Annotated in this window: 10 protein-coding genes; 1 reads left to right on the top strand and 9 read right to left on the bottom strand. The window is 70.9% G+C overall.

Annotated elements, in window-relative coordinates:
• Positions 1 to 7 precede the first annotated feature (7 nt).
• Positions 8 to 1606 (top strand): beta-N-acetylhexosaminidase, encoded by a 1599-nt coding sequence (locus ACZ6JT_RS10855; RefSeq protein ID WP_469209114.1) that lies wholly within the window; start codon positions 8 to 10, stop codon positions 1604 to 1606.
• Between the two features lie 55 nt (positions 1607 to 1661).
• On the opposite strand, the gene ACZ6JT_RS10850 is transcribed toward ACZ6JT_RS10855, so the two are convergent.
• The 9 genes from ACZ6JT_RS10850 to ACZ6JT_RS10810 all read right to left on the bottom strand — a co-directional run bounded on the left by ACZ6JT_RS10850 (position 1662) and on the right by ACZ6JT_RS10810 (position 13282).
• On the bottom strand, positions 1662 to 3443 hold the full coding sequence (locus ACZ6JT_RS10850; RefSeq protein ID WP_469209113.1) for an IucA/IucC family protein: 1782 nt from the start codon (positions 3441 to 3443) through the stop codon (positions 1662 to 1664).
• Positions 3440 to 4027 (bottom strand): GNAT family N-acetyltransferase, encoded by a 588-nt coding sequence (locus tag ACZ6JT_RS10845; protein ID WP_469209112.1) that lies wholly within the window; start codon positions 4025 to 4027, stop codon positions 3440 to 3442. The genes ACZ6JT_RS10850 and ACZ6JT_RS10845 overlap by 4 nt, the downstream gene beginning before the upstream one ends.
• The gene (locus tag ACZ6JT_RS10840; RefSeq protein WP_469209111.1) at positions 4024 to 5325 is read right to left on the bottom strand and encodes a lysine N(6)-hydroxylase/L-ornithine N(5)-oxygenase family protein; all 1302 of its coding nucleotides are present in this window, start codon (positions 5323 to 5325) and stop codon (positions 4024 to 4026) included. Before ACZ6JT_RS10840 ends, ACZ6JT_RS10845 begins: the two co-directional genes overlap by 4 nt.
• The gene (locus ACZ6JT_RS10835; protein ID WP_469209110.1) at positions 5309 to 6799 is read right to left on the bottom strand and encodes a pyridoxal phosphate-dependent decarboxylase family protein; all 1491 of its coding nucleotides are present in this window, start codon (positions 6797 to 6799) and stop codon (positions 5309 to 5311) included. The genes ACZ6JT_RS10840 and ACZ6JT_RS10835 overlap by 17 nt, the downstream gene beginning before the upstream one ends.
• Positions 6800 to 6946: 147 nt before the next feature.
• Positions 6947 to 7852, bottom strand: a complete 906-nt coding sequence (locus ACZ6JT_RS10830; RefSeq protein ID WP_469209109.1) for a siderophore-interacting protein — start codon at positions 7850 to 7852, stop codon at positions 6947 to 6949.
• Between the two features lie 72 nt (positions 7853 to 7924).
• Positions 7925 to 8962, bottom strand: a complete 1038-nt coding sequence (locus ACZ6JT_RS10825; protein WP_469209108.1) for an ABC transporter substrate-binding protein — start codon at positions 8960 to 8962, stop codon at positions 7925 to 7927.
• A gap of 144 nt (positions 8963 to 9106) precedes the next feature.
• Positions 9107 to 10267, bottom strand: a complete 1161-nt coding sequence (locus ACZ6JT_RS10820; RefSeq protein WP_469209107.1) for an acyl-CoA dehydrogenase family protein — start codon at positions 10265 to 10267, stop codon at positions 9107 to 9109.
• A gap of 7 nt (positions 10268 to 10274) precedes the next feature.
• Entirely contained in the window at positions 10275 to 11195 is a 921-nt protein-coding gene (locus tag ACZ6JT_RS10815; RefSeq protein ID WP_469209628.1) for a hydroxymethylglutaryl-CoA lyase, read from the bottom strand.
• 11 nt (positions 11196 to 11206) lie between these two features.
• Positions 11207 to 13282, bottom strand: a complete 2076-nt coding sequence (locus tag ACZ6JT_RS10810; protein ID WP_469209106.1) for an acetyl/propionyl/methylcrotonyl-CoA carboxylase subunit alpha — start codon at positions 13280 to 13282, stop codon at positions 11207 to 11209.
• Positions 13283 to 13296 lie beyond the last annotated feature (14 nt).

Genomic DNA, 13296 nt, shown 5'->3' with positions numbered 1-13296 from the left:
CTGGCCCATGAGAGTCCTGCGACTGCGACGCACGCTCGGCGCCCTGCTGGCCCTCGGCCTGGCGGGTGGTTCCGTCTCCTGCACCGCCGCTCACGGGGACGACGCCAGACCCGGCGACGACCCGCCCGCGGCCCTCACCCCCTTCGAGCGGCTGCTGCCCGCGCCGCTCTCCGCGCGCGCCGAGGGGCCCGGGTACTCCTTCGGGGCGGGCACGGTCATCCGGACCGGCCGCGGCGCGGACGATGAGGTCCGCCGGGTGGGCGAGCTCCTCGCGGAACAGCTGCGCGGCCCGAGCGGGCTGCCGCTGCCGGTGGCCGACGGCGCGCAGGGGGACGGGATCCGGCTCAGGATCGAGGAGGAGGCCGAAGGGCTGGGCGAGGAGGGGTACCGGCTGGAGTCCGGCCCCGACGGGATCACCCTCACCGCGCGGACCCCGGCCGGCCTCTTCCGCGCCGGGCAGACCCTGCGCCAGCTCGTTCCGGTGGCCGGGCCCGGGACGGTGCCGGGCGGGACGGTCACTGACCGGCCGCGCTTCGCGTACCGCGGGGCGATGGTCGACATCGCGCGGCACTTCTTCTCGGTGGAGCAGGTCAAGCGGTACGTGGACCAGCTCGCCCAGTACAAGGTCAACACGCTGCACCTGCACCTGACCGACGACCAGGGCTGGCGGCTCGCGGTCGACTCCTGGCCGCGGCTGGCGGAGTACGGGGGCGGCAGCGAGGTCGGCGGCGGACCCGGCGGGCACTGGACGAAGGACGAGTACCGGGAGCTGGTGGCCTACGCGGGCGAGCGGTACGTGGAGGTGGTCCCGGAGATCGACATGCCGGGGCACGTGAACGCGGCGCTCGCCTCGTACCCGGAGCTGAACTGCGACGGCAAGGCCCCGGCCCGGTACACCGGGACCAAGGTGGGCTTCAGCTCCCTGTGCGTGGCCAAGGAGCGGACGTACGAGTTCATCGACGAGGTGCTCGGCGAGCTGGCGGCGCTGACCCCCGGCCGCTACCTGCACATCGGCGGCGACGAAGCGCACGTGACGCCGGCGGCGGACTACGCGGCCTTCATGGACCGGGCGCAGGCGGTGGTGGGCCGGTACGGGAAGACGGTGGTGGCCTGGCACCAGCTCGCGACGGCGCGGCCGGCGCAGGGGGCGGTGCTCCAGTACTGGGGCCACGACAAGACCTCGGCGGCGGACCGGGCGGCCGTGGTGGCGGCGGCGAAGGCGGGCCACCCGCTGGTGCTGTCGCCGGCGGACCGGCTGTATCTGGACATGAAGTACGAGGCGGCGACGAAGCCGGGGCTGGCCTGGGCCGGGTACGTGCCGGTGAAGCGGTCGTACTCCTGGAACCCCGGCGCCTACCTGGCCGGGGTCCCGGAGTCCGCCGTCCTGGGGGTGGAGGCCCCGCTGTGGACGGAGAACGTCGCGACGCGCGCGGACTGGGAGCTGATGGCGTTCCCGCGGGTCCTGGGCCTGGCCGAGCTCGGCTGGTCCCCGGCGGGCTCGCTGGACTGGACCTCGTACAGCCGCCGCCTGGCGGCCCAGCAGCCCCGCCTCGACGCGCAGGGCATCGCCTTCTACCGGTCCCCGGACGTGCCCTGGACGAGTTGACCAGGGGAGGGGGCGGTGCCGAGGGACCGTATCGACACCGCCCCCGCCCCGTGCGTCACCGCCGGGCGAAGGCCGCGACGGGGTTCTTGAGGGTGCCGATCAGCTGCAGCGCGGCGGACGGGTCGGACAGGTCGACCATCTGCTTGTTGTTCCGCAGCTGGAGGCGGTTCAGGCAGGACAGCTGGAACTCCTCCGCGAAGAGGTCGTACCGCGCGAAGCGCTCCGCGAGCTGCGGCATCGACTCCTGGTAGGCGTGGGCGCAGTCGGCCACCGCCTGCCAGAAGGTGTCCTCCTCGCAGATGCCCTCCGTCGCCAGGATCGGGCCCAGGAAGCGGAAGAAGCAGTCGAACACGTCCGTGAAGACGGACAGGAGCTTCATGTCCTCCGGGATGTCCGCCCGGATCCGCTCGACCGCGGGCGGCAGCACCGCGTCCGGGTCCATGACCACGATCTCCTCGGCGATGTCCTTGAAGATCGCCCGCTTCACCACGCCGCCCTCGATGACGAGGATCGTGTTCTCGCCGTGCGGCATGTACGCGAGGTCGTACTGGTAGAAGCAGTGCAGCAGGGGGACCAGGTAGGCCCGCAGGTAGTGGCGCAGCCACTGCGCCGGGGTCAGCCCCGACTCCTCGATCAGGGCGCCGACGAAGGACTTGCCCTCGGCGTCCACGTGCAGGAGCGAGGCCATCGTGGCGAGCCGCTCGTCGCCCTTGAGGGAGTTGACCGGGGACTCGCGCCACAGCGCGGCCAGCATCTTGCGGTACGGCGAGTAGCGGTCGGTGGCGCGCTCGTACTGGCGGTGGTGGTAGCCGATCGCCGCACGCTCGCGGATGATCGAGAAGTCCACCGACCGCAGCACCTCGTCGCCCTCGATCAGCTGGTGCAGCCAGTCGTTGATGGCCGGCGTGGCCTCCATGTAGGCGGCCGAGAGTCCGCGCATGAAGCCCATGTTGAGGACCGAGATGGCCGTCTTGACGTAGTGCTTCTCCGGCGCGCTCCGGTTGAAGAACGTACGGATCGACTGCTGCGCCAGGTACGCGTCCGAGCCCTCGCCCAGCAGCACCAGGCGGCGGTTGGCGATCTCGGCGGCGAAGGTGACCGTGGTCTTGTTCCACCACTGCCAGGGGTGGACGGGCAGCAGGTGGTAGTCGGCCGGGTCCAGGTCCAGGGCCGCCAGCTGCGCCGCGAACCCGGCGACCGTCTCCTCGCCCAGCTCGGCCCGGACGAAGGAGTCGTGGTCCAGGCCCGCGCCGGCCGTGAAGGTGGAGACGTCCTTGCGGGCCGCCACCCACACCAGGTGGACCGGACTCGCCGTCTCCGGGGCGTACGCGAGGTACTCGTGCACGCCGAAGCCGAGACGGCCGTTGTTCGCCACGAAGCAGGGGTGGCCCTCGGTCATGCCCGTCTCGATGTCCTGGAAGGAGGACTTCGCGAGGACGGTGGCGGAGACCTGCGGCTTCGTGTACTTGAAGCCCGTGCCGGCCAGGGTGGAGGAGATCTCCTCCAGGTACACGGGCAGCACCTCCGGGCTCAGGCCCAGCGCCTCGCGCAGCTCGATGTGGAAGTCGAGCGCGTCCAGCGGGAGCTCGGCGCCGCCCTGCAGGCGGGTGACCGAGGACTCGTCCACCGCCCAGTGGTCGAGGGCGTGCAGGACGGCCTTGAACCGGTACTCCACCGTGGAGTCGTCGCTCAGGACCGAGTACCAGGAGTCGCCCAGCGGCTTCGGCGTCAGGAGGCGTTCGTGGGAGAACTCCGCGAGGGCCTTGCGGACCAGCGCGCGGTTGGCGCGGGCCCACAGTTCCGGGGAGAGGTGGGAGACGGCGTCGGCCAGGCTCATATCGACACTTCCTGCGTGATGCCGGTGGCGGCCTCGAACTGGGCGCGGGTGCAGAAGCTGAGGAGGGCTTCCTTCTCGGGCTTGCGGATCTCGCGCTCGGGGACGAAACCGACCACCGCGTTGAGGGCGTGCACGGCCGTGTTGCGGACGTCGGGCTCGACGACGACGCGCTCCGTCCGCGCGTCGGCGAAGAGGGCGGCCATGACCGTGGTGATCACGGCGCGGGTGAAGCCGCTGAGGGGCTGGTCGCTCGGCGCGACGAGGAAGTGCATGCCGACGTCGCCGGGCCGGGCGTCGTACAGGCCGACCAGTTCCAGCTCGCTCGGGTCGTAGCTCTCCATCAGGAAGGCCGGGCGGCCCTCGTGGAGACCGATGAAGGCGTGGTGGTGCTCGTGCGCGGCGATCCGCATGTACTCGCGCTCGACGTCCGGCAGCGAGGCGTCCTGCATCATCCAGAACGAGGCCTTGGGGTGCGTGACCCAGCCGTGCAGCAGCTCCGCGTCGGCGAAGGGGTCCAGCGGGCGGATGGTGAAGGTCCCGAGGGCCGGGTCCGTCCGGCTGAAGAGGGTTTCGGTGGTGCTCATGCGTGCGTGCCTTCCGGGGCTGCGAACTGCTGGAACGCGATGGACTTCTCGACCTTGTAGTACTCGCGGCCCAGGAGCTCGCCCACGATGTAGGCGTTGCGGTACGCGGCCATGCCCAGGTCGGGCGAGGTCAGGGAGTGGTTGTGGGTGGTGCCGTTCTGCAGGTACACCCCGCGGCCCGTGGTGTCGACGCTGTAGTTGCGGGCGGCGTCGAGGCGGCCGTGGCCGTCGAAGTTCAGCCGCTCGCGCACCGGGGCGAGGAACTCCGGCACCTGGTACTTGTATCCGGTGGCCAGGACCAGGCCCTCGGAGGCGAGGGTGAAGTCCCGCTCCTGCTCCTCCTGGCGCAGCCCCAGGGTGTAGGTGCCCGTGGTGGTGTCGTACGCCGTGCTGTTCAGGGAGGTGTTGGTCAGCAGGGTGGTCGGCACCTGCCCCGGCATGGTGATCCTCTTCTGGTAGAGCAGGTCGAAGATGGCGTTGATCAGGTCGCCGTCGATGCCCTTGAAGAGGTTCTTCTGCTGGGTCTCCAGCCGGTAGCGGGTGTCCTCGGGGAGCGCGTGGAAGTAGTCCACGTACTCGGGGGAGGTCATCTCCAGCGTCAGCTTCGTGTACTCCAGCGGGAAGAACCGCGGCGAGCGGGTCACCCAGTTGAGCTGGTAGCCGTACGTGTCGATCTCGGCGAGCAGGTCGTAGTAGATCTCGGCCGCGCTCTGGCCGGAGCCGATCAGGGTGATGGACTTCTTCTTCTGCAGCTCCGCCTTGTTCTGCATGTAGGAGGAGTTGTGCAGGAAGTCGCCGCCCAGACCCTCGCAGGACGGGGGGACGTGCGGCGGGGTGCCGGTGCCCAGGACCAGGCGGCGGGCCCGGTGGGTCTCCCCCTTGTCAGTGTGGACCTCGTAGAGACCGGCCTGCTCGTCGTAGGTGACCTCGGTGACGGAGGTGGAGTACAGGACGTTGTCGAGCCGGTCGGCGGCCCAGCGGCAGTAGTCGTTGTACTCGGCGCGCAGCGGGTAGAAGTTCTCCCGGATGTAGAACGAGTACAGCCGGTCCTGGTCCTTCAGGTAGTTCAGGAAGGAGAAGGGCGAGGTCGGGTCGGCGAGGGTGACCAGGTCCGACATGAACGGCGTCTGCAGGTGCGCGCCGTCCAGGAACATCCCCGCGTGCCACTCGAAGTGCGGCTTCGACTCGATGAACAGGCCGCTCAGCTCGTCGATCGGCGCGGTGAGGCAGGCGAGTCCCAGGTTGAAGGGACCGAGGCCGATACCGATGAAGTCGTGGGTCTCAGTGGTGGACGGCAAGGGATTCTCCCAGGAACTGCTCGGCGTGCGCGGCGAGGAGGTCGAGGACGGCAGCGATGTCGGCCGTCGTGGTCTGCGGGTTGAGGAGGGTGAACTTCAGGTACTGCTTCCCGTCCACCTTCGTCCCGGCGACGACGGCCTCGCCGGAGGCGAAGAGCGCCTTGCGGGCGTGGAGCTGGGCCTCGTCGAGGAGGTCGGCGGGGACCTCCCGGCCGGGCAGGAAGCGGAAGACGAGGGTGGAGATCTGCGGCTTGACGACGACCTCGAAGCGCGGGTCCGCGTCGATGAGGTCCCAGCCGGCGGCGGCCAGGTCGACGACCTCGTCGAAGAGCGAGCCGACGCCGTCGGCGCCCATCACGCGCAGGGTCATCCAGAGCTTGAGCGCGTCGAACCGGCGCGTGGTCTGGATGGACTTGTCCACCTGGTTGGGGATGCGCTCCTCGGCCATGCGGCGCGGGTTGAGGTAGTCCGCGTGGTACGTGGCGTGCTTGAGGGTGTCGCGGTCGCGGACCAGCATCGCGCTGGAGCTGACGGGCTGGAAGAACGACTTGTGGTAGTCGACCGTGACCGAGTCGGCGTGCTCGATGCCGTCGAGGAGGTGCCGGCGGGTGGGGGAGACCAGCAGTCCGCAGCCGTAGGCGGCGTCCACGTGCATCCACGCGGAGTGCTCGGCGGTCAGGCGGGCGATCTCGGGGAGCGGGTCGATGGACCCGAAGTCGGTGGTACCGGCGGTGGCGACGACGGCCATCGGGAAGAGGCCTTCGGCGGCGCACTCCTCCAGCTCCAGGGCGAGCACCGCGGTGTCCATCCGGCGGTTGCGGTCGACGGGCACCGAGATGACGGCCTCGTAGCCGAGGCCGAGCATGGCGGCCGACTTCTGCACGCTGAAGTGGCTGGCCTCGGAGGTGAAGATGCGCAGCCTGGGCAGGAGTTCGGCCTTGGTGAGCTCGGCGCCCTCGTCCAGGGCCCGCTTCATGACGATCCGGCAGGCCTCGTCACGGGCGAGGAGCAGCGCGTGGAAGTTGGACTGGCTGCCGCCGGAGGTGAAGATGCCGTCCGCGGCGGGGCCGAGGCCGATGCGCTGGGCGGTCCAGTCGACGAGGCGGCGCTCGATGAGCGTGCCGCCGATGGACTGGTCCCAGGTGTCGAGGGAGGAGTTGACGGCCGAGAGGACCGCCTCGCCGAGCACCGCGGGGATCACGACGGGGCAGTTGAGGTGCCCGAGGTAGCGCGGGTGGTGGAAGTACACCGCGTCGCGCAGGTAGACGTCCTCCAGCTCGTCCAGGACGGCGGCCGCGTCCGCGAGCGGCTTGTCCAGGTCGATCCCGTTGATGACCGGGGCGAGTTCGTCGACGGATATACCGGTGTGGGGTCGTTCCGTGGTCGCGAGTTTGGCGGCGACGCGGTCGACGCCCTCGGTGACGGAACGCCGGTAGAGGTCCGCGGTCGTCTCGTTCAGCAGATGCGAGCGCATCAACTTTCCTCCGGGCAGGGGGAGAAGGGGAGGGTGGGGCATGTGATGTTTAGGTTAGCCTAACCTAAGCTAATAGGCCAAATGGAGAGGGGCCCTGGCCGAAAGCCAGGGCCCCTCTCCAAAGGCCTTGCTGTGTAGAGCAGTTGCCTACAGTTCGGACGTGGGGTCCTCACTCGGGGCCTTGCCGGCGTACGCCTCGGCGAGGAGCTGCTCCTCGCTCGCGCCGAGCCGCCAGTAACCGGTGAAACGCACCGCGCGGCGGTCGACGGATCGTTCCTGCACGAAGTGGCGGCGCACCGCGCGAATGGTGCCGGCCTCACCCGCCAGCCAGACGTACGGGGCCTCGGCGGCGGCCGGTTCGGCCGAGCGCAGCACGCTCAGCACCTGCTCGGTCCGCTCCCGGCCGTGACCCTCGCGCACGATCCAGGTGATGTCCGCGTCGGCGAGCGTGTCCAGGGCGAGCCGGTCGTCCTCGTGCGGGACCTCGAACCAGGCCCGCACCCGGGTCCCGGAGGCCAGCCGGTCCAGGATCGCGGCCGCGGCCGGCAGGGCGGTCTCGTCCGCGTACATCCAGATCGCGTCGGTGGCGGCCGGCGGCTGGAAGCGCACGGACTTGTTCTCCGCGACGGCCGGGCCGATGGCCAGGATCCGGCGGCCGGTAACCGCACGCCCGGCCCACCGGGAAGCCGGCGAGGCGTCGCCGTGCAGGACGAAGTCGATGTCGACCTCGACCGCACCCCCGGGCGTACGGCGCTGCTCGCGCACCGTGTAGGAGCGCATCACCGGCCGCTCCTCGTCCGGCATCCCGCGCCAGGCGGCGAACCAGGTGTCCTCGTCCGTGGACGGGAGCACGGTGTGCTGCCGGCCGGACGGGGGCAGGAAGAGCGACAGGCTCTGGTCGAAGCCGCCCGAGCGGAAGTCCGCGAGGGACTCCCCGCCGAAGGTGACCCGCAGGAACGAGTGGCCGAGGCGGCGGGTGCGGACGACTTCGAGCTCGAAGAACCTGAAGTGGGCGGCGGCCGGAGCGGTGTCGTCGGACGCGGTGGCGGTCATGCGGAGGATCCCCCTGGAAGTCGGAACGGCCTACGCGCGCCCGGGGTCACCGGGCGCCGCGGGTCGACCGGGTCAGCTGACCTTCTTGGCGTTCTGGATGGACTTCGCGAGGTCCTCGAGGATCTGGGCGCACTTGGCGTACGAGTAGATCGGCTCGGTGACGCGCGGGGTGATCTGGCCGGCCTTGACCGCCGGGAGCTCGGCCCAGGTGGCCTTCGCCTTCAGGTCCTCCGGCTGCAGGGTGCCGGTGCGGTTGTCGAGCAGGACGACGTCGGCCTTGTACTTGCCGGCGTTCTCCCAGCTGAGGCTCTCGAAGAAGCCGCCCTCATCCAGCTTCTCGGGGGTGACGAACTCGACGCCGAGCTGCTTGAAGTACTTCAGGTCCGCCGAGGTGTCCGGGGTGGAGACGTAGAACAGGTCGGCGGAGCCGGAGCCCACGAGCACCTTGACGCCCGGGTTGGCCTTGGTGGCCTCGCGCACCTTCGCGGCGGCGGCCTCGAAGCGGGCCTTCGCGTCGACGGCGGTCTTGGCGTTCATGTCGGCGCCCAGGGACTTGGCGAGGTCCGCGGTGCGCTCCAGCGCCTTGTCGAGGGTGGCGTCGCCGCCCACGGAGATCGCGGCGGCCGGGGCCAGCTTCAGGATCTTGTCCTTGGAGGCCTCCGGGACGTACCAGTACGTGCCGTCCCAGGTGTTGGTGACGAGCAGCTCGGGCTGGAGGGCCGCGTACTTCTCGACGTTGAACTCGTCGTAGACGTTGCCGAGGATCTCGACCTTGGAGATGTCCATCGAGCCGGCCTGGACGTCGGGCTTGCCGTCCGCCGTCTTCGTCGGGCCGAAGACGCCCTTGACCTGGACGCCGTAGTCGTACAGCGCCGCGGCGGTGCCGGTGAAGGCGACGATGTTCTTCGGCTTCGACTTGGTGCTGACCTCCTTGCCGAGGTCGTCCTTGAAGGTCCAGGGGCCGGAAGCCGCAGCGCCGTTGTCCTTGCCGCCGTCGCCCTTCGCCGAGTCGGTGCCGCCGCATGCGGCGAGCGCCGCGACGAGGCCGAGGGCGCCGCCTGCCGCGATGAATCCGCGACGGCTGAGGGAGGAGGTGCGGGACTTGGGCATGTCGATGTCCGTTTTCGTGCGTATCCGGGCGGCCACTGAGCCGTTCGTGAGGAAGGTTAGCCTAACCTTGGCCGAAAGCGATAAGGGGGCCCTAAGTTTTTCCGGGCCCCCTCGTTCCGCCCCGTCCCCGGACGCGCTCTGCGGCTAGGCGGAGAAGCCCAGTTCACGGGCGATCAGCATGCGCTGCACCTCGCTGGTGCCCTCGCCGATCTCCAGGATCTTGGAATCCCGCCACATGCGGGCCACCGGGTACTCGTTCATGAACCCGTACCCGCCGTGGATCTGGGTCGCCTCACGCGCGTTGTCGACGGCCACCGTCGAGGAGTACAGCTTCGCGATCGCCGCCTCCTTCTTGAAGGGCTCGCCGGCCACCAGCCGGGAGGCCGCGTCGCGCCAGCCGATGCGGGCCATGTGGGCGCGCATCTCCATGTCGGCCAGCTTGAACTGGATGGCCTGGTTGTCGCCGATGGCCTTGCCGAAGGCGTGCCGCTCCTTGGCGTACTTCACCGACTCGTCCACACAGCCCTGCGCGAGCCCGGTCGCGAGCGCCGAGATGGCGATCCGGCCCTCGTCGAGGATCCGCAGGAACTGGGCGTAGCCGCGGCCCTCCGCGCCCACCAGGTTGGCCAGGGGCACCCGTACGTCGTCGAAGGACAGCTCACGGGTGTCCGAGGCGTTCCAGCCCACCTTGGAGTACGGCGCGGCCACCGTGAAGCCCGGGGTGCCGGACGGGACGATGATCGAGGAGATCTCCGGGCGGCCGTCCGCCTTGCGGCCCGTCACGGCGGTGACCGTGACCAGACCGGTGATGTCCGTACCGGAGTTGGTGATGAAGCACTTCGAACCGTTGATGACCCACTCGTCGCCGTCCTTGACGGCCGTGGTGCGGGTGCCGCCGGCGTCGGAGCCCGCGCCGGGCTCGGTCAGACCGAACGCGCCGAGGATCTCGCCGGAGCACATCCTCGGCAGCCACTCCCGCTTCTGCTCCTCCGAGCCGAAGAGGTAGATCGGCATGGCGCCCAGGGAGACACCGGCCTCCAGGGTGATGGCGACCGAGGAGTCGACGCGCGCCAGCTCCTCCAGGGCGATGCCGAGGGCGAGGTAGTCCCCGCCCATGCCGCCGTACTCCTCCGGGAACGGCAGGCCGAACAGGCCCATGCGGCCCATCTCGGCGACGATCTCGTAGGGGAACTCGTGCCGCTCGTACAGGTCGCCGATCTTCGGGGCGACGACGTCGTGCGCGAACGCCTCGACAGTGCGGCGGAGTTCCTCGTGCTCAGGGGTGAGCCGGTGGTCGAGGGACATGGTGTGACTACTCCTTGTGGGAGAGGGCGCGGACGGTACGTGAGGGGCTGGGACGCCCCAGCTGTTCGGCCATCCACACGCTCGTGGCGGTGAGGGCGGCCAGATCGACCCCGGTCTCGATGCCGAGACCGTCGAGCATCCACACCAGGTCCTCGGTCGCGAGATTGCCGGTGGCGCTCTTCGCGTACGGGCATCCGCCGAGGCCGCCGGCGGAGGCGTCGACGGTGGTCACGCCGTGCTGGAGCGCGGCGAGGGTGTTGGAGAGGGCCTGGCCGTAGGTGTCGTGGAAGTGCACGCCGATGCGGTCGGTGCCGACGCCCGCCTCGTTCAGGGCGCCGAGCAGCTCCTGGACGTGGCCGGGAGTGGCGACGCCGATGGTGTCGCCGAGGCTCAGCTCGTCGCAGCCGAGGTCCAGCAGGGACTTCGCGACCCGAACGACCTGGTGGACCGGGACGGGACCCTCCCAGGGATCGCCGAAGCACATCGAGAGATAGCCGCGCACGTGCGCCTCGTCCTGCTTCGCGCGGGCCACGACGGGCTCGAACATCGCGAGGGACTCGGCCACGGTCCGGTTGAGGTTGCGGGAGGCGAAGGTCTCGGTGGCCGAGCCGAAGACCGCGATCCGGGTGGCCCCGAGGGCGAGTGCGCGGTCCAGACCGCGCTCGTTGGGGACGAGGACGGGCAGGGCCACCCCCTCGAGGTCCGCGAGCCGCGGAAACAGCGCCTCGGCGTCGGCCAGCTGCGGAACCCACTTGGGGTGCACGAAGCTGGTGGCCTCGACGGTGGTGAGCCCGGCGGCGGCCAGGCGGTGGATGAACTCCGCCTTGACCTCCGTCGGTACGGCGCTCTTCTCGTTCTGGAGCCCGTCCCGCGCGCCGACCTCGTGGATCCGGACCCGGGCCGGGAGGCCGGGGACCGGGACGGTCATGGGCAGCCTGTTCACGCGGCGCCCTCCTCGTCCTCGTCGGGGGTGACGACGGCCAGGACCTGGTCCATCGCGACCGTGGTGCCGGGGGTCACGTCGAGCTCGGTGACGGTGCCGGCGTGCGGGGCGGAGATGACGTGCTCCATCTTCATGGCCTCGACGACGAGCAGGCTCTGCCCGGCCGTCACCCGGTCGCCGACGGCCACCTTGACGACGGTGACGGTGCCGGGCATGGGGGCGGCGAGGGTGTCGGCGCCGCCGCGTCCGGCCCCGCTGAGGTTCGCCACGACGGGGTCGTACGCCTGGACGTGCCAGCTGTCGCCGTCGCGGCCGAGCCAGGTCCCCTCCGGGGAGGTCGCGTGGCTGAACCGGTGCGTGACGCCGTCGAGTTCGACCGTGACGAGGTCGGTGGTGCGGGCCACGATCCGGGCTCGCGCCGGTGCGCCGGGGCTCTGCCCCAGACCCCGCGCCTCAAACGCCGGCGAGGCTGGATCGCTGAGCCGCGTCTCGATCAGTACGGGTGCCTGGCCCGGCAGGCGGAGGTGGTGCACCGTCCACGCGGGGGTGCCGCCCAGGCGCCAGCCGTTGGGGACGTCGAAGGGGTCGAGCCACCCCTTCAGCCCGTCCGGCGTCTGAGGACCGGGGTCCGGGGCGGAGCCCCGGTCTCGGGAAGGGGCGGGGTGGGGGAGAGACAGCAGCGCCGCAGCCACGTACACCTCGTCCGGGACCCCCTCCGGCAGGAGCTCGGCGAGGTCCCGCTCCACCAACCCGGTGTCGAGGTCACCCGACACCACGTCCGGATGGGCCAGCAGCCTCCGCAGGAAACCGGCGTTGGTCTGGACGCCCAGGATCACGGTGTCCGCCAGAGCCCCCCGCAGCAGGCGCAGCGCACTGGCGCGGTCGGGCCCGTACGCGATCACCTTCGACAGCATCGGGTCGTACGTCGACCCCACCGGCACGCCCGCCGTCAGCCCGGAGTCCGTGCGCACGGCCCCGCCGTCCGGCTCGGAGAGGGCGAGGACGGTACCGCCCGACGGCAGGAACCCGCGCGCCGGGTCCTCCGCGCAGACGCGGGCCTCGATCGCGTGCCCGGTGAGCGTCACCCCGGACTGGTCGAAGCCCAGCGGGGCGCCGGCCGCCACCCGGATCTGCTGCTCCACCAGGTCCAGCCCGGTGATCAGCTCCGTCACCGGGTGCTCGACCTGGAGGCGGGTGTTCATCTCCATGAAGTAGTAGGAGGAGGGGTCCACGCCCGGGACGATGAACTCCACCGTGCCCGCGCCGACGTACCCGCAGGAGCGGGCGGCGTCGACCGCCGCCGCGCCCATCGCCGCACGCGTCTTCTCGTCGAGCAGGACCGACGGCGCCTCCTCGATCACCTTCTGGTGCCGGCGCTGCAGCGAGCACTCCCGCTCGCCGAGGTGCACGACGTTCCCGTGGGCGTCCGCCAGCACCTGGATCTCGATGTGCCGCGGCCGGTCGATCCACCGCTCCACGAGGAGGGTGTCGTCGCCGAAGGAGGACTTCGCCTCGCGGCGGGCCGCCGCGATCTCCTCGGCCAGCACCGCCTCGTCGCGGACCAGCCGCATGCCCTTGCCGCCGCCGCCCGCGGAGGGCTTGAGCAGCACCGGCATGCCGATCTCCACCGCGGCCGCGACCAGTTCGGCGTCGGTCAGGCCGCTGCCGGAGGAGCCGGGGACCACGGGCACGCCCGCCGCCTTCACCGTCTCCTTCGCGCGGATCTTGTCGCCCATCAGGGAGATGGCGGAGGCCGGCGGCCCGATGAAGGCCAGCCCGGCGTCCGCGCAGGCCTGGGCGAAGGCCGCGTTCTCGGCGAGGAAGCCGTAGCCCGGGTGGACGGCCTCGGCGCCCGTGCGCCGGGCGGCGTCGAGGAGCCGCTCCACGGACAGGTAGCTCTCGGCGGCCGCCGCCGGGCCGATCCGGACGGCCGTGTCGGCCTCCCGTACGTGCCGGGCGTCCGCGTCGGCGTCGCTGAAGACGGCCACGGAGCGGATGCCGAGCTCCCGCAGCGTGCGGATGACCCGGACCGCGATCTCGCCGCGGTTCGCGACCAGAACAGTGCTGAACATCAGTGAGGTCCTCA

This window comes from Streptomyces sp. NPDC046308, assembly GCF_055588065.1.
Note: the sequence above shows the minus strand (reverse complement) of the source record. Positions and strands in the feature narration are given on the sequence as shown.